Annotated in this window: 20 protein-coding genes; 12 read left to right on the forward strand and 8 right to left on the reverse strand. The window is 57.5% G+C overall.

What is annotated here, in order from left to right; translation table 11 throughout:
* The first annotated feature begins 3 nt into the window (after positions 1-3).
* The gene (locus tag EPE01S_RS10830) at positions 4-2,235 is read left to right on the forward strand and encodes a sensor domain-containing phosphodiesterase (RefSeq protein ID WP_255210144.1); all 2,232 of its coding nucleotides are present in this window, start codon (positions 4-6) and stop codon (positions 2,233-2,235) included.
* Here EPE01S_RS10830 and tehB read toward each other — a convergent pair.
* The 3 genes from tehB to ppk1 all read right to left on the reverse strand — a co-directional run bounded on the left by tehB (position 2,225) and on the right by ppk1 (position 6,489).
* Positions 2,225-2,830 (reverse strand): tellurite resistance methyltransferase TehB, encoded by a 606-nt coding sequence (tehB, locus tag EPE01S_RS10835; RefSeq protein ID WP_062744727.1) that lies wholly within the window; start codon positions 2,828-2,830, stop codon positions 2,225-2,227. The two genes, EPE01S_RS10830 and tehB, sit on opposite strands and share 11 nt — an antisense overlap.
* Positions 2,831-2,896: 66 nt before the next feature.
* Positions 2,897-4,423 (reverse strand): exopolyphosphatase, encoded by a 1,527-nt coding sequence (gene ppx / locus EPE01S_RS10840; RefSeq protein ID WP_062744729.1) that lies wholly within the window; start codon positions 4,421-4,423, stop codon positions 2,897-2,899.
* Positions 4,424-4,428: 5 nt separating this feature from the next.
* A complete protein-coding gene (gene ppk1 / locus EPE01S_RS10845; RefSeq protein ID WP_062744732.1) occupies positions 4,429-6,489 on the reverse strand; it encodes a polyphosphate kinase 1 in 2,061 nt (686 codons plus the stop codon).
* Positions 6,490-6,632: 143 nt separating this feature from the next.
* Here ppk1 and EPE01S_RS10850 point away from each other — a divergent pair, with 143 nt between their 5' ends.
* From EPE01S_RS10850 to pstB, 3 genes are read left to right on the forward strand one after another with little or no spacing between them, the layout of a single operon-like run.
* A complete protein-coding gene (locus EPE01S_RS10850) occupies positions 6,633-8,795 on the forward strand; it encodes an ABC transporter permease subunit (RefSeq protein ID WP_062744735.1) in 2,163 nt (720 codons plus the stop codon).
* Complete coding sequence (gene pstA / locus EPE01S_RS10855) at positions 8,792-10,438, forward strand: phosphate ABC transporter permease PstA (protein ID WP_062744736.1); 1,647 nt, start codon at positions 8,792-8,794, stop codon at positions 10,436-10,438. Before EPE01S_RS10850 ends, pstA begins: the two co-directional genes overlap by 4 nt.
* A gap of 14 nt (positions 10,439-10,452) precedes the next feature.
* Complete coding sequence (pstB, locus tag EPE01S_RS10860; RefSeq protein WP_062744738.1) at positions 10,453-11,229, forward strand: phosphate ABC transporter ATP-binding protein PstB; 777 nt, start codon at positions 10,453-10,455, stop codon at positions 11,227-11,229.
* 5 nt (positions 11,230-11,234) lie between these two features.
* On the opposite strand, the gene EPE01S_RS10865 is transcribed toward pstB, so the two are convergent.
* Positions 11,235-11,912 carry a GntR family transcriptional regulator gene (locus EPE01S_RS10865; RefSeq protein ID WP_373279670.1) on the reverse strand — a complete coding sequence of 226 codons (678 nt, stop codon included), beginning with the start codon at positions 11,910-11,912 and terminating at the stop codon, positions 11,235-11,237.
* 114 nt (positions 11,913-12,026) lie between these two features.
* On the opposite strand from EPE01S_RS10865, the gene EPE01S_RS10870 reads away from it, so the two are divergent.
* The 4 genes from EPE01S_RS10870 to EPE01S_RS10885 are packed head-to-tail and all read left to right on the forward strand — an operon-like array spanning position 12,027 to position 16,038.
* Complete coding sequence (locus EPE01S_RS10870) at positions 12,027-12,704, forward strand: DUF2848 domain-containing protein (RefSeq protein WP_062744743.1); 678 nt, start codon at positions 12,027-12,029, stop codon at positions 12,702-12,704.
* A 9-nt stretch (positions 12,705-12,713) separates the two neighbouring features.
* Entirely contained in the window at positions 12,714-14,078 is a 1,365-nt protein-coding gene (locus EPE01S_RS10875; protein ID WP_062744745.1) for an amidase, read from the forward strand.
* 2 nt (positions 14,079-14,080) lie between these two features.
* A complete protein-coding gene (locus tag EPE01S_RS10880) occupies positions 14,081-14,716 on the forward strand; it encodes a DUF4286 family protein (protein WP_062744748.1) in 636 nt (211 codons plus the stop codon).
* The gene (locus tag EPE01S_RS10885) at positions 14,713-16,038 is read left to right on the forward strand and encodes an MFS transporter (RefSeq protein ID WP_084344194.1); all 1,326 of its coding nucleotides are present in this window, start codon (positions 14,713-14,715) and stop codon (positions 16,036-16,038) included. Before EPE01S_RS10880 ends, EPE01S_RS10885 begins: the two co-directional genes overlap by 4 nt.
* 43 nt (positions 16,039-16,081) lie before the next feature.
* On the opposite strand, the gene purN is transcribed toward EPE01S_RS10885, so the two are convergent.
* A complete protein-coding gene (purN, locus tag EPE01S_RS10890; RefSeq protein ID WP_062744750.1) occupies positions 16,082-16,720 on the reverse strand; it encodes a phosphoribosylglycinamide formyltransferase in 639 nt (212 codons plus the stop codon).
* Entirely contained in the window at positions 16,717-17,757 is a 1,041-nt protein-coding gene (purM, locus tag EPE01S_RS10895; protein WP_062744752.1) for a phosphoribosylformylglycinamidine cyclo-ligase, read from the reverse strand. The genes purN and purM overlap by 4 nt, the downstream gene beginning before the upstream one ends.
* A gap of 245 nt (positions 17,758-18,002) precedes the next feature.
* Between purM and upp the strand changes: the two genes are divergently transcribed.
* The 3 genes from upp to hda all read left to right on the forward strand — a co-directional run bounded on the left by upp (position 18,003) and on the right by hda (position 20,916).
* On the forward strand, positions 18,003-18,629 hold the full coding sequence (upp, locus tag EPE01S_RS10900; RefSeq protein WP_062744755.1) for a uracil phosphoribosyltransferase: 627 nt from the start codon (positions 18,003-18,005) through the stop codon (positions 18,627-18,629).
* 167 nt (positions 18,630-18,796) lie between these two features.
* Positions 18,797-20,086, forward strand: a complete 1,290-nt coding sequence (gene uraA, locus EPE01S_RS10905) for a uracil permease (protein WP_062744757.1) — start codon at positions 18,797-18,799, stop codon at positions 20,084-20,086.
* Between the two features lie 122 nt (positions 20,087-20,208).
* Positions 20,209-20,916, forward strand: a complete 708-nt coding sequence (gene hda, locus EPE01S_RS10910) for a DnaA inactivator Hda (protein ID WP_062744759.1) — start codon at positions 20,209-20,211, stop codon at positions 20,914-20,916.
* 21 nt (positions 20,917-20,937) lie between these two features.
* On the opposite strand, the gene arsC is transcribed toward hda, so the two are convergent.
* Together arsC and bepA are read right to left on the reverse strand one after the other, a co-directional pair.
* On the reverse strand, positions 20,938-21,291 hold the full coding sequence (gene arsC / locus EPE01S_RS10915) for an arsenate reductase (glutaredoxin) (RefSeq protein ID WP_062744762.1): 354 nt from the start codon (positions 21,289-21,291) through the stop codon (positions 20,938-20,940).
* A gap of 18 nt (positions 21,292-21,309) precedes the next feature.
* Positions 21,310-22,773 carry a beta-barrel assembly-enhancing protease gene (gene bepA, locus EPE01S_RS10920; RefSeq protein ID WP_062744764.1) on the reverse strand — a complete coding sequence of 488 codons (1,464 nt, stop codon included), beginning with the start codon at positions 22,771-22,773 and terminating at the stop codon, positions 21,310-21,312.
* Positions 22,774-23,445: 672 nt separating this feature from the next.
* On the opposite strand from bepA, the gene EPE01S_RS10925 reads away from it, so the two are divergent.
* Positions 23,446-24,048, forward strand: a complete 603-nt coding sequence (locus EPE01S_RS10925) for a DsrE family protein (protein WP_062744767.1) — start codon at positions 23,446-23,448, stop codon at positions 24,046-24,048.
* Positions 24,049-24,093: the final 45 nt, after the last annotated feature.

Genomic DNA, 24,093 nt, shown 5'->3' on the forward strand with positions numbered 1-24,093 from the left:
TCGGTGTTGCTGACAAAATTTACCCATTACTGGTGGGGGCTGCCATTTCTGCTGGCGTTGCTCCTGATGCCACTGGCTGCCACGCTTTCGGTACGGCTATGGTTACCTGACGGCTATGTGTACCTGATCTACCTGCCATTGGCGATGATGATCGCCATGCTGATGGTCTTTGACTGGGCAGCGCTGCCGGGTATTTTTGCCGCGCTATGCTGGCACTATTTTTCCAGCTACACCGCCCCTCAGGCGATAGTCATTATCGCCATTTTTATGGTGACGTTAACGCTATGTTGGGGAGGATATCGCAGCCAGACAAAAAAACGCTGGGGCATCAGTTTTGGTGATTTAACCCAGGTTGGCCGGCGTCTGTTCTGGCTGGCATTTGCCGTGCCCACGCTGTTTACGCTGTTTATCCAGGCCATGATGCCCTTAGGTATTCTGCCTGAGATCAATTCTATTTTTGTACGTAACTCATTTTCACTGCAAACCCTGCTGAATTATCAGTCAACGCTATTGTCTTCAATCGCAATGGTGCAGATGTTCTACTTTGTCATCCGCATTGTGCGTAACCCACGTTTTTTTTCTATAGCAAAAGCGCGCTGTAAACAGGAGTTCTCCCCGACGGCAACCTTGCGCGAATGGTTGGCCTGGGTGGTACTGCTCATGATGTCTGTGACCATGCTGACGCAGTTTAAACATACCCCTGATAACCTGCTGACCACTGAGTATGGCATTCCCTTTTTACTGCCGCTGATGCTGTGGAGCGCGTTACGTTTTGGCTATCTGTTTACTTCTGTCTCCTGGGGCGCCCTGCTGGTTGTTCTGTATCAGCTTCACGACCGTTTTATGGATCCTGCCGTTGAACCCCATGATTTGGCGGTGGTATCGGCGAACCTGCTGGTCTTTACACTGACCATTCTGCTCATGTCAGCCATCAGCACCCGGCAGCGTAGGCTGCTGGCGAAAGCCCGGGAGATGGCGCTCACCGATCCGGTGATCGGCCTGCCCAATTTACGTGCATTAGGGCAGGATCTTGCCGTCAGTTCAGGTTCAGCACTGTGCTTCCTGCGTATTCCCGATCTGGATCGCCTGAGCCGTACTTACGGCCTTCAACTGCGTATTCAGTACAAACGCAGTCTGGCTGTTCATCTGCAACCGTGTTTACAACCGGGAGAAGATATCTATCAATTGCCCGGTTTCGATCTTGTCTTGCGGCTTGAAATGGCAGGTCATCAGCCGCGAATTGAACGCCTGGAGGCCCGGCTAAAGGATTATCAGCTGAGTTGGGACGGCCTGCCAATCCACCCTGATGTGGGGATCAGCTACTGTACGGTCATCCCGCCCGTACAGTATTTGTATGAACTGCTGGGAGAGATGAGTGCCAGGGCGGAAATATCGCTGCAGAGCGGTCATGCGGAAAATATGCAGCAGAAGACCAATGTCCCTGCACAGCAGCAGATCACCGGAAAACTGGCCATGCTGCATGATGTTCAGTGGGCGCTGCAGCATGCCGGTATTCGCCTGCTGGCACAAAAGATACGCGGGGTGCGCGGTGATGACTATTATGAAATTCTGCTGAGAATGGTCAACGAGCAGGGGGAGCAGATCAATCCGCAGAGTTTTTTACCTGTCGTACATGAGTTTGGTCTGACGTGGGACGTTGATAGCATGATGCTGGATCAGGCGCTGGCCTTTATTCAGCGCCACAGCGAGCAGCTTCCCGGTATCAGGCTGGCCGTCAACCTGTTTGCCGCTACGCTGTGTCGTCCGCAGTTTGTTGAGGAAATAGCCTTACGCCTGAAAGTCAATGGTATCGAACCGTGGCAGCTGATTATTGAGGTGGAGGAGTCACCCATGCTGACCGATCACAGTTGGGGTAACCGTTCGATAGCCCAACTCCGTCAGCTGGGATGTCGGGTGGCCATCGACGATTTTGGTACCGGCTACGCCAGCTATTCACGCCTGAAACTGGTGCAGGTTGATATGCTGAAAATTGACGGCAGCTTTGTGCGCAACATGCTGTGCAACAGTCTGGATTATCAGATTATTGAATCAATTTGTGTGGTCGCCCGGCTGAAGCGTATGCAGATTGTTGCAGGCTGCGTGGATTCTGAAGAAAACGCAGAGGCCCTGCGCAAACTGGGCGTCGACTATCTGCAGGGGGACATTATTGGTTCCCCCGTCCCTCTGACCGAGCTGGCTTATGCACAACGACCCCGCAACGGGATCAGGCTTTGATACTGCCTTTCTGAGCAAGCAGCGTAGCAAAACGCAGGGCAATGCGATCACCGTTTTCATCGACTCTGTGCAACTGGCCGACATTTTCGTTGTACTTAACGATATGCCACTTACGGTAGTAGTGGCTCAGTTCACCCGACTGAAAGGCAAAAGGGAAACCCTGATTGCAGGGGTAGTCCGGTGTATCCATCGCGGCGACAATCAGGTTGTACCCATCCCTGACCGTGCTGGCCTGCATATCGGCAATCAGCTGAGGGATCGTTTCCGGCTGAAGGAACATCATCACAACGGTGGACAGAACCAGCTCATAGGCACCGTTAAAACGCAGCGTGTTGAGATCCTGTTCTGCAGTATGAATACCGCTCAGATTCTCTGCCGCAATGATCTGATTCAGCCGTGACAGACTGTCCGGATTTTTGTCCCATGCCGTGACCTCAAAGCCCTTGCTGTTCAGAAACAGTGTATTGCGCCCGCTTCCGCAGCCGACATCCAGCGCTCTTCCTCCGTCAAGGTACCTCAGCGCCTCCACTACCTCAGAGTGTGGTGCGGTGAGGTGATATTTCTCACTAAAATAATGCTCTGTGTATTGTGTCATCGTGGTCAGTTCTCGGGGGCCGATCGTTTGTTTCGATCGGCCCTGTTAGCAGTCATCAGGCGCGGGTTACGGCTCTTCCTGAATGGTTAATTGCCAGCCGGTGACATCCTTCCAGTACGTCTGCTCGCGCTCCAAATCCAGCTGAACCAGATTGTTCTGGCTGAAGTAGTCACGCGGGAAGGTCAGCGTCCAGTTGCCTTCATCGGTTTGCAGCTGAAGGGCCGTCGGTTTGGTCGTGGCCTGACGCTGATTGTTCAGCAGTGCCCCCAGACGCAGTAAAAAGACCAGCGGCAGGAACTGCTTACGTTTGAACAGCGTCAGCCGCGGCATATCTTCCACTTTCACCCCTTTGCGGTGATAGCGTACCAGCGTAGCCAGCAGCGTTTGCTGATCCTGATTAAATCCGGGCAGGTTGGTGTTCTGCAGAATATACGCAGAGTGCCGCTGCATCCCGCTGTGATTAATCGTCAGCCCGACCTCATGCAGCATGGCTGCCCATTTCAGCAGGGCGGCCAGCTGCGGATTGGCCTGCCGGGTGTTCTGGTCGCGCCACTGATCGTAAAGCTCAACGGTGGTTTCCAGTACCCTGCGTGCCTGATCGCTGTCGATAGCATAGTGGTTTGCCAGGCTTTGTGCGGTACGGCTGCGGATATCCTGATGACGGAAACGACCTTCCATCTCGTAAAGAACACCTTCGCGCAGCGCGCCGTCAGACAGGCGCAGTTCACGAATGGCCAGGGCATCAAAGACGCCGCACAGGATGGCCAAACCGGGAACAAACACGCCTTTACGCTCATCAGACAGACCGGGCAGGCTCAGGGCGTCAAAGGATTTGTGCCTGATCACCTCGTTAAAGAGCATATCCAGGCGTTCAGGGGTGATCAGTTTATCTTTCTCACCCATCGCCTGTAGCACTTCGCAGGCAGCCTTGATGGTGCCAGAGGCACCAAGGGCAAACTGCCAGCCCATCAGGCGATACTGCCAGGCCAGCGTTTCAAGCTTTTGCACGGCGGCCAGGCGGGCACGATTAAAGTTCTCTTTACTGATGACGCCACCGGGGAAATAGAGGTTAGCGAAGCTTACGCAGCCCATGCGGCGGCTTTCAACCAGTCTGGGTTCAAAATCCTCACCGATGACCAGTTCCGTCGACCCCCCACCGATATCAATGACCAGCTTACGGCCCTTTTCCGGTTGGGTGTGTTCCACCCCCATAAAGATCAGACGAGCCTCTTCATGGCCGGAAATGACTTCAATCGGATAGGGAATAACATCGGCGGCGCGCTGCAGAAAATCTTCCGCGTTGATCGCCTGGCGCAGGGTATGTGTACCGACAATGGTGACATTTGCCGGGCTGAAGCCCTGTAAACGCTCGGCGAACAGCGCCAGGCAGCTCAGCCCCCGTTCGATAGCCTCTTCACTCAGTACATTGTTGTTGTCCAGCCCGTCGGCCAGGTGCACGCGCTGTTTCAGGCGGCCGAGAACCTGCATCGCCCCGTCAACTACGCGGGCAATCACCATGTGAAAACTGTTCGAACCCAGGTCTATGGCAGCGAATTCCTGCGGTTTGGGCGTACTTTTATGGGAAATTGGCATAGTGATTAGTCAGGTTGCTCGAGAGATTTAATGTAATCGTAAATTGCCAGCTGGGCCCGAACCTTGCGACGGTTACCGCGAGGAACATACCGATTGCTTAACTCTTTATCGACGAAACGTGCCTTCAGCGTATCACTTAACAGGATGGCAATAATATCCAGCACGCGCTGTTTCAGAATAGGGTCAAGGATGGATACCGCGACTTCGATACGATAATCAATGTTGCGCGTCATCCAGTCCGCAGACGAGAGGAAGACCTTCTTGTCGCCGGCATTATCAAAAATATAGACCCGATCATGCTCCAGATAGCGATCAATAATACTGATCACGCGTATATTTTCGCTGATCCCTTCCAGATCCGGGATTAGTGAACACATGCCGCGCACCAGCAGGTTAACCTTAACGCCCACGCTGGAGGCGGTATAGAGACGGTCAACCAGGCCTTTATCCACCAGATTGTTAATTTTCAGGGTGATGCCGGCGGAGATCCCCTTCTGGGCATTAGCAATTTCTGCATCAATCAGCTGATACAGCATTTTTCGGGAGTTCTGCGGGGATACCATCAGATGTTCAAAGCTCACCGGACGATACGGATTCTCGATAAAGTTAAATACCCGGCGTACTTCATTAGTAATACGCGCATCTGCGGTGAGCAGCGAATAGTCAGTATAGATACGGGCGGTTTTTTCATTAAAGTTACCGGTACCGATATGCGCATAGCGGGCAATTTCACCATTTTCACGGCGTGAAATCAGGAACAGCTTGGCATGGATCTTCAGCCCGGGAGCGGAGAAGATAACGTGTACGCCGGCCTCAGTCAGCCGCTTCGCCCAGTGGATATTCGCCTCTTCGTCAAAGCGGGCCTGCAGCTCTACGACGACGGTCACTTTTTTACCGTTATACGCCGCATGGATCATGGCATCAATAATGCGCGAATTCTTGGCCACGCGGTAAATATTGATTTTTATCGCCAGTACCGCCGGATCAAAGGAAGCCTGACGCAGCAGCTCCAGCACGTGCTCAAAGGTGTGATAAGGGTAGTACAGCAGGACGTCACGGTTACGAATCGCGTCAAAACCATTGCGGAACCGATCAAACCAGATGTGGCGCAGCTGCGGCAGTGGTTTATTGACCAGATTAGCCTTACCCACATTCGGGAAGCCAATAAAGTCTTTAAAGTTATGGTAGCGCCCGCCGGGCACAATCGAGTCATAGTTGGAGATATTCAGCTTGTTACGCAGCAGCTCCACCATGGCATCAGGCATATCGCGCTGATAAACAAAGCGCACCGGTTCAGCATTCAGGCGCTGCTTCAGGCTGGAGGACATCAGCTCCAGCAGGCTGGATTCCATCTCGGTGACCAGATCGTATTCCGCATCCCGCGTCATTTTCATCGAATAGGCATTCAGCGCATCGTAATCGAAGAACCCCCGGAAGATATCCCCCAGGCAGTAACGCAGGATGTTATCCAGCAGGATCATCGGTTTTCTGCGGCGCGGCGTCTCCGGCGGCAGGTTAACAAAGCGCGGAACTTTATCGGACGGAATTTCCAGCAGGGCGTAACGAATATCGTCACCGCGAATAATCTCCACGGCCAGATACGTGTAATCGTCTTTCAGGAACTCAATCAGGTCGGTGTCATGATTGATCAGGATCGGCGTGATGTGCTGACGCAGATGATGTTTGAAGTAGTGGCGCAGCCAGCTCTGCTGATTGGGTGACAGCTGGCGTTCATTAATCAGGAAGATCTGATTACGCGCCATCTCCAGCAGCAGGTCGTTGTAAAGACTGTCGAACTCCTGATCGGCCTTCAGTACCCGCGCCTGAATTTTTTTCAACAGATGGCGTGGCGGATTGGGTGAACCCTGTTCTTCACCGATCAAAATACGGCGCTTAAGGTCGGCAAAGCGAACTTTGTAGAACTCCTCCAGGTTGTTGGAGTAGATACCAAGAAAGCGCATACGCTCGATTAGCGGGTTAGTTTTATCTGCCGCTTCCTGCAAAACGCGTTCATTAAAGGATAACCAACTTAACTCTTTCTCTATATACAGCTTTTCCTGACCCATTTTTACTCCGTTGTCTGATTCAGGATGAAGGTATCCATTGTTCTGAAACATTATGGCGAGAGTATGGCAGCATTGTCCAACGCTCGGTGATTGTTGATTGTCTTATTAATCACATACGGGCAACATAGCGGCTTCGACGCACAATGGAAACCCTCTCTGATATGACTGACCGCCCAATCCCGGTCCACGACAACGCCGGGCGCCGCCGCATGATCGATCGGCTGACACGACGCGTGGTAACGGCGTGCGGCATGGCAATCCTGCTGGTCATGATGCTGCTTTTTTTCTGGCTGATCTGGGTGGTGGTGCCGCTTTTTGTCAGCCCGAGCCTGCAGGCAGGGAACGACATCACACTCGGGCAGAGCAGCCCGGCAGTGGCCATGGGCATGGACAAACAGCAGCAGTGGGGCTGGCGTATTGATCAGCAGGGGCGTGGACGCTTTATCCCCCTGAGTGCTGAACCCCCTTCCGCTGCGTTTTCGCTGTTGCGTGAGGCCGGTGAGGTGCGTGCCAGCGCCAGCGCCGATAATGGCAGCGTAATGCTGTTGTCCGACGGCGGCGCCATGGTGCTGGTGCAGCCCGATTTTCCGTCAGGCGAGGAGCCGCGCTGGAAGTTTCCTCTGGGCGATGTGCCGCTGGCTACCGGTGAGGACGGCGTGCGCCATTTCAGCCTGGCGCAGAGTGGCGAAAATCGCTGGCAGGTGGCGCTGGCCTCGGCAGATACCATTACTCTGTGGCAGCTACAGGCGCAGCAGCCCGCACAAAACTACCGGCTGAACGTGTCGGGCGTTGACCATCTTCTGCTTTCTCCCGACGGACATCTTTTATTTGCGCTTTCCGGGGCGCAGCTGCGTGTCTGGCGGCTGGGCAACGGTGAACCCCGACTGCGTGACTCCCTGATGCTGGCCGACGTGCCCAAAAGCATGGCGTTGCTGAGCGGGGGGAATTCGCTGCTGATCGCAGACCGTCACGGGATCTCACAATGGTTTGATATCGCCAGCGCCAGCGGCCCGCACCTGCGTCAGATTCGCCCGTTCGCCGGGGCTGCCTGGCAGCCGCTGCTGTTTACCGAACCTCACCGCCGCGTCTTTGCCACGCTGAGCCCGCAGGGCGAACTGAATCTGTACGCCAGCAAGCAGGACGGCGCTATTCTCCGCCAGCAGATTGGGCCAGGGGCTGAACGGGCCCAGTTCTCTCCGGAAGGGGATGGACTACTGGTTGAGCGTGCCGGACGCTGGCAGCATTATCATCTGACCAATCCCTGGCCGGATCTCAGCTGGCGTAATCTGTGGCACAAAGTCTGGTATGAAAACTACCCGGAACCGGACTATGTCTGGCAGTCGACCTCGGCTAATGATTATTACCAGGGGAAATTCAGCCTGGTGCCGATGGTGGTGGGGACCCTGAAGGCCGCCGGTCTGGCCATGCTGTTTGCTACCCCGCTGGCCCTGGCGGCGGCGATGTATACAGCCTGGTTTATGGCACCGGCACTCCGTCGCTGGGTGAAGCCAGCAATTGAAATGATGGGCGCACTGCCAAGTGTGGTGATTGGCCTGATTGCCGGCCTGTGGCTGGCCCCAAAAATTGCCGACCGCCTGCTCGGGGTTCTCCTGTTACCCCTGCTGCTGGCCGCCGTGCTGTTACTGTGTGGCTGGCTGATGCAAAAACTGCCGTCCCGCTGGCGACAGCGCTGGCTTGCCGAAGGGCGTGAGGTCGTACTGCTGCTGCCCGTACTGCTGCTGACGGCAATCTTTTCCCTGTGGGTGATCCCGCTGGCCGAGCAGACGCTATGGGGTGAGGGGCTGGCTGAGCGTCTCAGCGCCGACTATCAGCAGCGTAACCTGCTGGTGGCAGGCGTGGCGATGGGCTTCGCGCTGGTGCCCCTGATTTTCACCCTGGCAGAAGATGCCATCTTCAGTGTCCCGGCGTCACTGGGACAGGGATCCCTTGCGCTGGGGGCAACGCCATGGCAGACCCTGACGCGGGTGGTATTGCCCGGGGCCTCCTCCGGGATCTTTGCCGCGATGATGATCGGTTTTGGCCGGGCGATAGGGGAAACGATGATCGTACTGATGGCGACCGGGAACACGCCAGTCACCGATGGCGGCCTGTTTGAAGGCCTGCGTTCGCTGGCCGCCAATGTGGCGGTCGAAATGCCGGAGGCTGCCGCAGGCAGCGCGCACTATCGCGTACTGTTCTTATCCGCACTGGTGCTGCTGGTGTTTACGCTGGTAGTGAATACCCTGGCCGAAATGGTGCGGCAACGGCTGCGACAGCGTTACAGCCAGCAGGAGATGCCGGGATGAATGCAGAACGCAATAATCATCGCTGGCGCTGGCTGACGGGCGGGGCCGTTGCGGTCAGCCTGCTGGCTTTTTTCCTGCTGATCGCGCTGCTGGCCTGGCAGGGGCTGCGCTATTTCTGGCCGCAGCCGCTGGAACTGTTCACCCTGAATACGCCCGACGGCCAGGTACAGATGCTGGGTGAAGTCATCCAGCAGCAGACCGTGTCACGGGAGCAACTGATGGCCAGTGGCCAGCATCACGGACAAAACCTGCCGGCCAGCGTCACGCGGTATCTGATAAAAACGGGTAACCGTGATATTAGCGGCCAGGATTTTCGCACGCTGCTTTCCAGCGATATTGTGTCGCGGGAAATACCGCCTCAGGCGATTGTTTTACAACGGCGGACCGGCGGCAATGCCTACGGCTGGTTTGATGGTCTGCGTGAAGATCGTCATCCGCTGACGGCACAGGATCTCGGTCAGACACTGCAGCAGCGGCTGATCCAGACGCGCCAGCGTATTGACGAGGCGGAAACGCTGCGGCGTAAAAATATGGCCCGGCTGAATGCCCAGCTGGAAGCGCTGGAACAGCAGCGGCAGCATCAGCGCAATGAACAGGCCTTTACCCCGGAGGCCCAGTCGGTCTATCTGGCGGATCGTACCGAACTGCAGCGCCAGTTTGCCCGCCAGGCCGCCAGGCTGGCCACACTACACCGGGACAGTGACAGCACCGTGCTGCTGCTGCGGGATGCCAGCGGCGTTCAGCATCAGATATCGCTGGCGCAGATTGTGGCTGCCTGGCAGCCCAATGCGATGACCACCGGAATGAAGTGGCGTCATTTTGGCAGCCAGCTGTGGCACTTTGTCAGTGATTCATCCGGTGGCAGTCAGGGAGAGGGCGGGGTATTCCCGGCGATCTTTGGCACGGTGCTGATGGTGTTACTGATGTCGATCGTGGTGATGCCGCTGGGGGTGATTGCCGCCATCTGGCTGCATGAATACGCCGGGCGCAACCTGCTGACCCGACTGGTGCGGATTGCCGTGGTCAATCTGGCGGGAGTGCCATCGATTGTTTACGGCGTCTTTGGCCTGGGGTTCTTTGTCTGGTTTATGGGGGGCAGCCTTGACCGTCTGCTGTTCGCCAGTACGCTGCCCAATCCGACCTTTGGCACGCCGGGACTGCTGTGGGCATCGCTCACGCTGGCGCTGCTGACGCTGCCGGTGGTGATCGTGGCCACTGAAGAAGGGCTGTCACGCATCCCGGCAACCTTACGTCAGGGCTCGCTGGCACTGGGGGCCACGCAGGCCGAAACGCTGTGGCACGTGGTCCTGCCACAGGCGATGCCGGCAATGTTAACCGGCCTGATCCTCGCCGTTGCCCGCGCGGCCGGAGAAACGGCACCGCTGATGCTGGTGGGCGTGGTGAAAATGGTACCGGAGCTGCCGATTGATTCGTTGTTCCCCTATTTGCACCTCGATCGTAAATTTATGCATCTTGGTTTTCAGATTTACGATCTGGCGTTCCAGAGCCCTAATGCCGAAGCCGATCGCCCGCTGGTCTTTGCCACCGCGCTGCTGTTGGTGCTGCTGATCCTGGGGTTGAATCTGATGGCCATGATCCTTCGCCATCGTCTGCGCGAACGCTATCGTGCCCTGATGCATTAACACGGAATTCCGTTATGACTGTGAACTTTGATGATAACGATACCGCGCTGGAGCTGGATAATCTCTGCCTGTGGTACGGCGACAAACCGGCGCTCAACGCTATCAGCCTGCGGGTGCCGAAAAATCGGATTACAGCGCTGATCGGGCCGTCCGGCTGCGGGAAATCGACGCTGTTACGCTGCTTTAACCGCATGAATGATTTGATTGATGGCTGCCGCATTACCGGCGACATTCGCCTGCAGCAGCAGTCGATCCTCGGTCCTGATCGGGACCTCTCTGCGCTACGTCGCCGCGTGGGTATGGTGTTTCAGCGGCCGAACCCGTTTCCCAAAACGATCTACGATAATGTCGTCTACGGTCTGAGGCTGATGGGCGTGCGCGACCGGCGCGTGCTGGATGAAGCGGTTGAGCGGGCGCTGCGCGCTGCGGCGCTATGGCCAGAGGTGAAAGATAACCTCTGGCAGAACGCACTGACGCTGTCGAGCGGGCAGCAGCAGCGTCTGGTGATTGCCAGGGCGATTGCCATAGAACCCGAAATCCTGCTGCTGGACGAACCGACGTCGGCGCTGGATCCCATTTCAACGCTGGTGATCGAAGAGCTGATGACCTCGCTGAAGCAGCATTTCACCCTGATTCTGGTGACTCACAACATGCAGCAGGCGGCGCGTGTGTCGGACTATACTGCCTTTATGCATCAGGGAAGCGTGGTGGAGTTTGGCCTCACCGATGCCCTGTTTACTTCACCGCGCCAGCGCCGAACCGAAGATTACATTACCGGCCGCTATGGCTGACGCCGTCAGCCGGCTCGGCCTGCCAGCAGAGCACGTTTGAACGAGAGTATATGGTGCTCGGTCGCCCTTACAGCCGCGCTGAGATCCCCGGCCGCCAGCGCATCAATAATCGCGTTGTGCTCGGCAATCACCTCTTCCATATGCCCGGCATCCGAAAGCGTTGTCGCCCAGAAACGCTGGGCCTGAGCATGAATGATATTCAGAATATCCATCAGACGACGGTTGGCGGCAATCGCCGCCAGCAGATGGTGAAACTGATTATCGCAAGCCATCATCGTTAGCGGATCGCGCTGTCGGCTGGCCTCAGCAAGACGGGCATTGATCTCGCGCAGCTGCCCGACCTGAGCGGCAGAGATACGCGCTGCAGCCAGGCGGACACAGAGCTGCTCATTCACCAGACGTACCTCAATCAACTCCAGCGCATCGTCGACAGACAGCGGTGCGACCATCACCCCCTTACGCGGTAAGATCTGCAACAGTCCCTCTGCCGCAAGACGGTGCACCGCCTGATTCACCGGCGTGCGTCCGACCTCAAGATCCGCCATCACCTGCGCCATGTTCAGATAATCCCCCGGTTTATATTCCAGAGTGATCAGTGCCTGACGAAAACGGAGATAAGCCAGTTCATTCAGTGAGATAGCCCGATCTCCTGTCGGGATCTGTACCGTGTCGCTCATCAGCATTCCTTTCTTCATTTTGACCTTGCCCACATTTTACACACATTCCGGCATAACAATTGCAATTTCTAAATTATAGTGAAATTTCACAGGTATTTTAGTTAATCAACAGGAGCGGTTATGTTGCAATTTTCACTGAGTTCGGCGGCAGAAAAGCAGGTCAATATAATTATTAATCAACTGGTTATAGCTGGCTGGGCCGGAAGGGACAGGCAGGCCGTGCTGGCACACATCCGTGAGCTGGAGGCGCTGGGGGTGCCCGCACCGGGTGCAGTGCCGCTCTTTTATCGTGCCAGCGCGACGCTGCTGACCCAGCAGAACCATATCGAGGTGCTGGGTGAACAGAGCTCCGGAGAGGCGGAACCCTTCCTCTTTCGCTGGCAGGGGGAAAACTGGCTGACGCTCTCCTCCGATCATACCGATCGCCAGCTTGAAACCCACAGCGTGGCGCTGGCCAAACAGGTCTGCGCCAAGCCGCTGGCCCGCGATGCCTGGCGACTGAGTGAGGTGGCTGACGACTGGGACAGACTGCTGCTGCAGTCGTGGGTCAACGAGGGGGCCGACTGGACGCTTTACCAGCAGGGGTATCTGGCAGAACTGCGCACGCCGGACGATCTGCTCACCCGCTACGCCGGGGGAAGGGAGCTGCCAGAGGGGCTGGGCATGAGCTGCGGCACGCTGAGTGCGCTCGGCGGGATACGCCCCGCACGCCAGTTTCGCATGGCGCTGGTGGATGAAAAACGTGGGCGCAGCATTGAACATCAGTATCAGATCCAGACGCTGCCACTGGTGGCCTGAGGAGGCGGGATGACGATGACCTTAAAACAGGCGGCAGACGCACTGGTCGCGGGGCAGGTCAGCGCCCGTTCGCTGACGGAGCAGGCGCTGACAGCGGCACAAGACCCGCAGGGAGAAGGTGCCCGCGTCTTTCTCCGGCTGTGGCCGGAGCCGGCGCGGCAGGCCGCCATTCAGGCTGATGAACGCCGCCGTCAGGGGCAGTCACGTGGACCGCTGGATGGCCTTCCTGTCAGCGTCAAGGCGCTGTTCGATGTGGTGGGAGAGAGCACCAGCGGCGGCTCGCGCTGTCTGGCAGAGGCGGTGCCCGCGCCGCAGGATGCCGCCGTGGTTGCGCGCCTGCGCCAGGCCGGAGCGGTGCTTATCGGCAGCACCAATATGACTGAGTTTGCCTATTCCGGCCTGGGCATTAATCCCCATTACGGCACCCCGGCGAACCGCTGGCAGCGTGAGTGCAGGCGGATCCCGGGCGGGTCATCCTCCGGTGCGGCGGTTGCCGTCAGTGACGGCATGTGCCTCGGCTCACTCGGCAGTGATACCGGTGGTTCGGTGCGCATCCCCGCCGCACTTTGCGGACTGACCGGCTTTAAACCGACGGCCCGCCGCATCAGCATGCAGGGCCTGATGCCGCTGTCGCCCTCGCTGGATTCCGTCGGGGTTATCGCCCATGACGTGGCCAGTTGTGCCTTGCTGGACGGCGTGGTGGCGGAGCGGCCCCTGGTGCTGGCCATGCCCGACCTGAACCGGTTGCGGCTGGCTGTGCCGCAAACCCTGGTGCTGGAAGGGTTAACAACGGAGGTGGCACAGGCCTTTTTCAACGCCGTTGAGCGGTTGAGATCCCTGGGCATTCGCATTGACACGTTACCGCTCACGCCGTTTGCAGAACTGGCGCAGATCAATGCCGCCGGAGGACTGACCGCCTGTGAAGCCTGGCAGTGGCATCAGACGCTGATGCGGGAAGAGGCCAGTCGCTACGATCCGCGCGTTCTGTCACGTATTCACCGTGGTGCGGCCATTTCCGCAGAGGATGCTGCGCTGCTGCACCGGCAGCGTGAAGGGTGGCAGCGGCGTGTGGGCGCGGAAATGGCCGGTTATGACGCGCTGCTGATGCCGACCGTACCGATGACCGCCCCGACAGTGGCGGAGCTGGAACAGGATGAAGCGCGCTATTTTGCGGTTAACGCTGCGCTGCTGCGAAATCCGTCGATGGTTAATTTTCTTGACGGCTGTGCCGTCTCATTACCCTGCCATCCGGCAGGAACTGCGCCGGTTGGCCTGATGCTGGCAGCGTTGCCGGATCGGGATACGGCGCTGATGTGCTGCGCGCTGGCGGTGGAACAGGCGCTGCGCCCCCTTACTCAATCAACAGGAGTCTGAAGATGACATCACACCCTCAGGGAATGCTGTTTGTGGCGACAAATATCGGCGGTGACGATGAGGCTGATTTTAACCTCTGGTACGACAATGAACACGTTGCCGAGCGCGTAGCGATTAGCGGATTTATTAGCGGAACGCGCTACCGTGCCCGGCATGCCGGGCGGCGCTATCTCGGCCTGTATAAAACTCACAGCCTCGACGATTTCACCTGCGCCGACTATCACGCCGCATTCACCCGGCAGACCGCCTGGTCACGGGATAACCTGCAAAAGATGATCGATCCGCTCCGTCGGGTCTGCCGTATTGACGCGCGGACCGGTGCGGGCAGCGGTGCGCATCTGGCGGTACTGACGTGTCAGCAGTCCGTAGCCGTCGGCGACGTATTGCAGGTCGGTGAGATGCTCTCTGCGCTGCCGGGCTTTGTCACCTGCGCGCTGTTAAGTCCGGATGACGCCCTGAGCACGCCGTTACCTAAAGAGGAGCGCCTGCCCGGACGCCTGCAGCAGATGGTGCTGATTGAAGCCAGCAGCGAGGCAGCGGTCGACGAGCTGGCCCGGCGGGCGTCGGCAGTACTGCACGGTACGGCGGAGTTTTACCAGTTAAGCTGGCAGTTAACCTCTCAGGAGATGACATCATGAGCCTGTCTGAACTGCCACAACGGCAGGACGTTATCCCGGAAAGGGATGCGACTTCCTCCGCTAAAACCGGCCGGCTGGCGGCGGCCAGTTCCATCGGCACCGCTCTTGAGTGGTACGACTTTACCATTTACAACATCATGGCGGCGCTGGTCTTTAACCATGTCTTTTTCCCCTCCTTTAATCCGCTGGTGGGGACCATCCTTGCTTTTTCGACCTATGCGGTCGGTTATATTTCGCGCCCGTTGGGTGGAATGCTGTTCGGGCATCTGGGGGACGTGCTTGGCCGGCGCTTCGTGCTGGTGACCACGCTGATGATTATGGGCGGAACCTCTGCCCTGATGGGCCTGCTGCCGGGTTATGCGCAGTGGGGGATCCTCAGTCCGATCTTGCTGGTGACGCTGCGTTTCTTCCAGGGAATTGCGCTGGGGGGAGAGTGGGCAGGGGCCGTACTGCTGTCAATGGAGCACGGCCGCCAGGATCGGCGTGGTCTGAACGGCTCCTTTGCCCAGATGGGCCCTTCCTGCGGCACGCTGTGCGGTACGGCGATCATTGCACTGATCAGCCTGTCGGTCAGCCCGGAGCAGTTTCAGCAGTGGGGCTGGCGCATCCCGTTCCTGCTCAGCCTGGCGCTGATGCTGTTCGGTCTGTGGCTGCGCCGTGGCGTGGATGAAACCCCTGTTTTCCGGGCGCTGGCAGAGAAAAAACAGACCAGCCACAGGCCCCTGAAAGAGGTGATGCTGACGCAGCGTAAAGCGCTGCTGATCGCCGGTGGGTCACGCATTGGTTCCGACGTGCTGTACGCGCTGGTCGTGGTCTTTACACTGACCTACGTCACCACCGTGCTGCAACTGCCACGCCCGCTGGCCCTGGGGGCGACGATGCTGGGTGCAGCGGCTAATGCGCTGGCGGTACCGCTGTGCGGACTGCTGTCCGATCGTTTTGGCCGACGGCCGGTCTATCTGGCAGGTACGCTGCTGGGGATGATTTGGGCCTTTGTGTTCTTTGCCCTGCTGGACAGCGCGCAGCCGTGGGCGATCTGCCTGGCGGTGGTGGTGGGCTTACTGATCCATGCGCTGATGTACGGCCCGCAGGCGGCGTTTGTCACCGAGCAGTTTCCCGGTCGGGTTCGCTATGCAGGGTCGTCCATGGCCTATACGCTGGCAGGTATTCTGGGGGGCGGCTTTGCTCCGCTGATTATCACGACGGTGTTTAGCAAGACGGGGGGAACGCTGTGGGTGTCAGTCTATATTGTGCTGGCGCTGTTGATCACGGCCATTGCGGTCTTCTGTTCCCGCGAGACGGCGAAAAAACCGCTGGCGTAAACGGAGGGGATAAACGGGGCGGAGGCGATCCGCCCGTCATTCTTCAGTCCAGGGCATGTCCGGCAGGGGGCAGCGGCTGGTCATCAAGCCAGGCCACATCGTCGCGCATCGCCAGACGGCCATCCATAAACCAGCCGACCACCAGCGGATAAATGGCATGTTCCTGATGCTGTACGCGGGCGGTGACATCGTCTTCACTGTCATCGCTGAATACCGGCACTTTCGCCTGCAGGATCACCGGGCCACCGTCCAGCTCTTCGGTAACAAAATGCACCGAGGTGCCGTGCTCATCGTCACCGTTCTCAATCGCCTGGCGGTGCGTATGCAGCCCCGGGTATTTGGGTAACAGCGAAGGATGGATATTGAGCATGCGTCCGGCGTAGTGCAGCACAAACGTCGGGCTGAGAATGCGCATATACCCGGCCAGCACTACCAGATCGGGAGCATACGCGTCGATCTCCAGCATCAGCTGGCGGTCAAACGCCTCACGGTCGGCAAACTGCGCGGCAGACAGGGCATGGGCGGGAATACCGGCATCGCGTGCGCGCACCAGACCAAAGGCTTCTGCCTTATTGCTGAACACGGCAGCGATGCTGCCGTTAATCCGCCCCTGCTGGCAGGCATCCAGGATTGCCTGTAAATTGCTTCCATTGCCGGAAACCAGCACGACTATGCGCTTCATGCGTTAATAACCACACGCTCGTCAGAGTCAGAGGCTTTGATGACGCCGATTTTCCACGCTTTCTCGCCGGCATCTGTCATCAGTTGTACGGCCCTGTCGGCATCCGCCGGACTGAGCGCGATCACCATGCCGACGCCGCAGTTAAAGGTGCGGTACATTTCAAAGCGGCTGACGTTGCCCGCCTGCTGCATCCAGCCGAATACGGCCGGCCATTCCCAGCTTGATTCGGACAGCACGGCCTGAGTGTTATCCGGCAGGACGCGCGGAATATTTTCCCAGAAGCCACCGCCGGTCAGATGGGCAATCGCATGCACATCAACCTGTTCGATCAGGCTGAGAATGTTTTTCACATAGATGCGAGTCGGGGCCAGAAGGTGGTCGGCAAGCGATTTGCCTTCCAGCTGGGTGGTGTCCGGGTCAGTGTGACTGACTTCCAGAATTTTGCGCACCAGCGAGTAGCCGTTAGAGTGCGGGCCGCTTGAGCCCAGGGCGATCAGAACGTCACCATCGGCCACTTTGCTGCCGTCGATAATGTCGGCTTTCTCAACCACGCCGACGCAGAAGCCTGCCACGTCGTAATCGTCACCGTGGTACATACCTGGCATCTCAGCGGTTTCACCGCCCACCAGCGCACAGCCCGACTGCGAACAGCCTTCGGCGATGCCGGTGATCACACTGGCCGCTGTTTCAACGTCCAGCTTGCCGGTAGCATAATAATCAAGGAAAAACAGCGGTTCTGCACCCTGTACCACCAGATCGTTGACGCACATGGCGACCAGATCGATACCGATAGTATCATGGCGTTTCAGGTCCATCGCCAGACGCAGCTTGGTGCCGACGCCGTCAGTGCCGGAAACCAGAATCGGCTCACGGTATTTTTGCGGCAGTGCGCAAAGGGCACCGAAACCGCCCAGTCCACCCATGACTTCAGGGCGGCGGGTCTTTTTCACTACGCCTTTGATACGGTCGACTAAAGCATTACCAGCATCAATATCTACGCCGGCGTCTTTATAGCTGAGAGAGGTTTTGTCGGTCACTGCGGAATCCCCACGCGTTTTGCGGTTGGTGTTGTGGCTGTTTTAAGCGCGGCAATTCTAACAGCGCAGGCAAACGTTTGCGAGTGCCATCTTAAGCGCTATTGCGGATAGTCAGATTTTAGCTAATTCTTAGGGGGCTTGCAGGAGAGATGAAAAGTATTGCACGAAGTCATATGGCGCAGCGGTTAAATGGCGCTATAATCTCGCGATTTTTTTTTGCAGCTTAACACTCCGGGAGTACAACAATGAAGATCGTGGAAGTCAAACACCCGCTGGTCAAACATAAACTGGGTCTGATGCGGGAACATGACGTAAGCACCAAACGTTTCCGTGAACTTGCGTCAGAAGTGGGAAGTCTGCTGACTTATGAAGCCACTGCCGATTTAGAAACCGAAACCGTCACCATCGAAGGCTGGAACGGCCCGGTTGAGATTGAGCAGATTAAAGGTAAAAAAATTACCGTTGTGCCCATCCTGCGTGCAGGTCTGGGTATGATGGAAGGCGTACTGGAACATGTGCCCAGCGCGCGTATCAGCGTGGTCGGCGTATATCGCGACGAAGAGACGCTGGAGCCGGTTCCGTATTTCCAGAAGCTGGTTTCCAATATTGAAGAGCGCATGGCACTGGTTGTTGACCCGATGCTGGCCACTGGTGGATCCATGATCGCCACCATCGACCTGCTGAAGAAAGCCGGCTGCAGCAGTATCAAGGTACTGGTATTGGTGGCGGCGCCGGAAGGGCTGGCTGCGCTGGAAAAAGCTCACCCGGACATTGAAGTTTATACTGCCTCCGTCGATCAGGGCCTGAACGAGAAGGGGTATATTATCCCTGGCCTCGGTGATGCCGGCGACAAGATCTTCGGGACGAAATAAACGATGTGCCAGGCGATTGTCCCTGTCCATGCGGTCTGCGACGATAACGCCTGGTCTGCCCGATCCTTACCGCGGCAGAAATTGTGCAGTAATCGATTATTTTTATTAACAAACCGACCATAGAGTCGGTTTTTTTACAGCTCAGGAAAGGCAAGGGGTATGAAATCATGACGCGTCGCGCAATTGGCGTACACGAGCGGCCACCGCTGCTACAGACTATTCCACTCAGCTTCCAGCATCTGTTCGCTATGTTTGGCGCGACGGTACTGGTACCCATTCTCTTCCATATCAATCCGGCCACGGTGCTGCTGTTCAACGGTATCGGTACGCTGCTGTACCTGTTTATCTGCAAAGGCAAAATTCCGGCTTATCTTGGCTCCAGCTTTGCCTTTATTTCCCCGGTGTTACTGCTGTTGCCGCTGGGTTATGAAGTGGCGCTGGGCGGTTTTATTATGTGCGGTGTGCTGTTCTGCCTGGTGGCGCTGATCGTCAAGAAAGCCGGCACCGGATGGCTGGATGTGATGTTCCCACCGGCCGCGATGGGCGCGATTGTGGCCGTGATCGGCCTCGAGCTGGCGGGCGTCGCGGCCAATATGTCGGGTCTGCTCCCTGCCGATGGCAGTGCGGCTGACAGTAAAACCATTATTATTTCGATGGTCACGCTGGGGGTGACGGTCTTTGGTTCGGTGCTGTTCCGGGGTTTTCTGGCCATCATCCCGATTCTGGTGGGGGTGCTGGTGGGCTATGCGCTCTCCTTCGGCATGGGCATCGTTGACTGGACGCCAGTGCGTGAGGCGCACTGGTTCGCCCTGCCGACCTTCTACACTCCGCGTTTTGAATGGTATGCCATCTTTACCGTCCTGCCTGCGGCGCTGGTGGTGATTGCCGAGCATATCGGCCATCTGGTGGTGACGGCCAATATCGTGAAGAAAGATTTGCTGAAAGATCCGGGCCTGCACCGCTCCATGTTTGCCAACGGCATTTCGACCATCTTCTCCGGCTTCTTTGGCTCCACGCCGAACACCACCTATGGCGAAAACATTGGCGTGATGGCAATCACCCGGGTGTACAGTACCTGGGTGATCGGCGGCGCGGCGATTCTGGCGATCCTGCTCTCCTGCGTCGGCAAGCTGGCCGCGGCTATTCAGGCCGTGCCGGTGCCGGTGATGGGTGGGGTGTCGCTGCTGCTGTACGGGGTGATAGCCGCATCAGGCATCCGCGTGCTGATCGAATCCAAGGTCGATTATAACAAAGCGCAAAATCTGATCCTGACCTCAGTGATCCTGATCATTGGGGTCAGCGGGGCGAAGGTGCACATTGGTGCCGCTGAACTGAAAGGCATGGCCCTGGCCACCGTCGTTGGGGTCGGACTGAGTCTGATCTTTAAAGCGATTTCCCTGCTGCGCAGCGAAGAAGAGGTGATCGAGCTGCCGGACGACGGTAACGGCGCGAAGTAAGCCGGATCGGGGCAGCCAGCGCGGCTGTCCCGCTAACCTGCCGCTCAGGCAGCCTTAGCGTTTCATGATCCCGGGCGAGTTGTGTTAGAATTTTACCGTTTTCTGCCTGCTCAAAACCTGAGGTGAATCTGAACACGCCGGCACAGCTCTCACTGCCACTTTACCTGCCCGACGACGAAACCTTTGCCAGCTTCTGGCCGGGGGAAAATCCGTCGCTGCTGGCTGCCCTTCAGGGCGCGCTGCATCAGCAACACGGTAGCTACTTTTACTTCTGGTCTCGCGAAGGAGGAGGACGCAGCCATCTGCTGCACGCCGCCTGCGCTGAACTGTCGGCCAAAGGTGAAGCCGTGGGCTATGTCCCGCTGGATAAACGCACCTGGTTTGTCCCTGAAGTGCTCGACGGCATGGAGCAGCTCGCGCTGATCTGCATCGATAATATCGAGTGTATTGCCGGGGATGAACCGTGGGAAATGGCGATTTTCGATCTCTATAACCGTATCCTGGAGACCGGGAAAACGCGGCTGCTGATCACCGGGGATCGTCCCCCTCGCCAGCTGAATCTGAAGCTGGCCGATCTGGCATCGCGTCTGGACTGGGGGCAGATCTATAAGCTGCAGCCGCTGTCGGATGAGGACAAACTGCAGGCGTTACAGCTGCGGGCGAAGCTGCGTGGTTTTGAGCTTCCCGAAGATGTGGGCCGCTTCCTGCTGAAACGGCTCGATCGCGAAATGCGCACGCTGTTTGTGACGCTGGATCAGCTCGACCAGGCCTCTATCAGCGCCCAGCGTAAGCTGACCATTCCTTTTGTCAAAGAGACGCTGACCCTGTAGTTGCGGCTTTTGCCCTGACGCTCACAGGATAGCCAGCACCTGCTCCGGCGGCCGGCCAATGCGCGCCTTATCGCCTGCGACCACGATCGGACGTTCAATCAGCGTCGGCTCCGCCGCCAGCGCGGCCAGCAGCTGCGCCTCCGTCAGCGCCGGGTCGTCCAGACCTGCCGCTTTATACTGCACTTCTTTCGTCCGCATCAGCTGGCGTGCGCTGGTGAATCCCAGCTGCTGCACCAGCCTGCTGAGTGTCGCTACTGCCGGCGGTGTCACCAGATAGAGGATGACCTGCGGTTCCACGCCGTGTTCTTTCAGCAGCGCGAGGGTTTCACGGCTCTTCGAGCAGCGTGGGTTGTGGTAAATCTGAACCTCAGACATGGTTTTCCCTTTCTGTCATTACGATTTCTGATACTGGCGGAAACGTTCCTGCAGCCGGCGAAGCTGGTCAATGCGGGCGTCATAGCGTGCCTGTTTCAGGCTGCCCAGTGGGACCGCCGCGCTGGCGCTGCTCAGGCTGCGGATCGCCTGATCAAGCTGACCGCTTAACGCCAAATCCTCCGCCCGAGCTGCCTGCTCTTCATCCGTCAGCCCCTGATCGGCAGAGGCCTGAGCCAGCAGGCCCCAGCCGTTCGGATCGTCTTTATTCGCCCAGGTGTAGCGGTACAGGACTTTGCTGGCACTGGCGGGCTGTTTAGCCTCGACGTAGGCATTCGCCAGGTTGAGCTGCAATACCGGATTGCTGTTCACGCCTTTGGCGGAGAGCAGACGATTGATTGCCTGCTGCGGCTGCTTCAGCCCGATATCAATATCCGTCATGATATCCAGATACCAGATGTTGTCCGGCTGTTTCGCCAGCAGCGGCGCAATGATGTTTCTGGCCTGCTGGTATTTACTCTCCCCCAGCAGCAGCACCGCTTTACCATACAGCGCCGCCGCCTGCTCGCGGCTGTTGCCATTGGTCAGGCTGGTCAGCAGGTCGCTGGTGAGCTGGTTTTGCCCGGTTGAGAACATGCCGAGCGCCCTGACTTTTGCCATGTAGAAATCCTGCGATGACTGCACCACAACCTGTTTCATCTGATTGGCGCGGTTACGGGCATCTGACAGCCGGCTGTCAGGGAGCGGGTGCGTCAGCAGCATTTCGGGCGGCTTAGAGGCAAAGCGGGAGGCGTCGGCCAGTTTTTGCAGAAAGTCCGGCATCGCCTCCGGGTCAAACCCGGCACGCTGTAATACCTGGATGCCGATACGGTCGGCTTCCTGTTCGTTCTGCTGGGTGAAACTGATAATGCCCTGCTGGGCCCCCGCCAGAGTGCCGCTGAGGGCCGCCATACCGGCCTGCGGGCTGGCCATTGCCAGCAGAATTGACCCCAGGGCACCCACCCAGGTCAGCGGGGCATTACGCTGTTGCTCTTCCATGGCGCGCGCCAGGTGGCGCTGGGTGACGTGAGATATTTCGTGCGCCATAACCGAAGCCAGCTGGCTCTCGTTATCGCTGTAGCGGAACAGCGCGGAGTGAAGCACCACGTTGCCGCCAAAAAAAGCAAAGGCGTTAATCTCATCGTTGCGGATCAGATAAAAATGAAAGGGTGTTTTGACCGACCAGGCATGGTTCACCAGTCGCTGGCCTAACTGATTAATGTACTGGTTCAGCAGGGGATCGTTAATAATGGGCGCGCTGGCGCGTAGCTGGCGTACATAAAAATCGCCCATCGCCAGTTCCTGATTAATTGACAGGGTACCGCCTGCCGTCGTACCAATATCCGGCAGATTATCGCTGATATCAGCGTGGGCCGGAAGCTGACTGCCCGCCAGCAGTGTCACCATTAACGTTGCCAGCAGGTTTTTCTTTAATCGGATGAACATACGCAAACCCTAACAAGGAGGTTCAATTTCTGACCGGCAACGTGCCGAAATGTTCTCTTTGCGCGTAAAACGACGCACTCATTCCCCATCTTAACCACAGCCCGGGGCGAATGAAATGGCTTAATCACGCCCGGGGGATCCCCTGCCGCATAACAGACGAAATCTTGCCTTAAAAAACTGAACAGCATCTGCATCGTCTTTCAGGACGTTATCCCTGTTTTCAGAACCTGATAGCGGCCTTTCCTGCCAGCATGAGGTTTCGTCTTAGATGATTTCATTCAAATTGACTGATAAAAATATGAAAAATGATAGGGTTTACTCTGAAAAAAACCTGATGCAGCGTCCGGCGCGGCGCGCGAAACATAAGTAAATTTTCAGCCGACAGGTTCCTGACGCCCGGCGGGCAGGCCCAGCCAATATGCTAACCGCAGGGGGCAATGTTGCCTGAGCCGTTTGAGTCCGACTGAGGCGGTACCGGCTACCGCAGTTAACCGTGGTAGTGAGCCGGCAGCGGCAGAACGGTCCATGCATTACGGTTTCCGCACAGTATGCACTACTGATGGTTTCAGCAGGCAACCACTGCGCGCCAGAGGTAAGAATGGCCGGTAAGAGGGGCGTCAGGGCTGTGTTATATCTCAGAGATGACGATGTGCTCTTACAAGAGGTGTTGCTATGCGTTCTGTGATTTCCTGTGTGCTGATTGCGGTGGTTGCCGGTTTTGTGGGTGCCAGCTTTTCTAAAGCCCCTGAACTGATCGATAAACTCGCCAACCGCGTGGAACCGGTCAGCGATCCGGCGGGCTTCTGGTCCACGCCTGCCATTCAGGGCTATGGCAAAATACACTACGAGCCTGAGGTCGCTTACCGGCCGAATCTGAACGACAGCAATAAGATCGTCTTTCAGATCACCAAAGCGGAAAACAGCCCTGACGATCCCAATCTCGGGCTGGAGCGGGTAGCCCGCGTGGTCAACCTGTACGTTGCCTCCGGGGTGCCGGCAGAGAAACTGAAGTTTGTGGTTTCAGTCACCGGTGACGGTACGCCCGCCATGCTGAACAACGCGCAGTACCACCGGCTGTTCGGCAGGGATAATCCCAACCTGCCGCTGATTGCCGCGCTGCGGGAAAAAGGGGTCGATGTGTCCGTCTGCGATCAGTCTGTCGCCTTCCACCACTATAAGAGTGAGTGGATTGATAAATCAGTGACTCACGCATTATCCAGCCCGACGACGGTTTCCACGCTTGAAAACCAGGGCTATGCCTTCCTGGCGATGTAATGCTTCTCAGCGGGCCGCCGGCCCGCCTTCCGGCGAACACGTTCC

The organism is Erwinia persicina NBRC 102418, from assembly GCF_001571305.1.
GTDB lineage: Bacteria > Pseudomonadota > Gammaproteobacteria > Enterobacterales > Enterobacteriaceae > Erwinia > Erwinia persicina.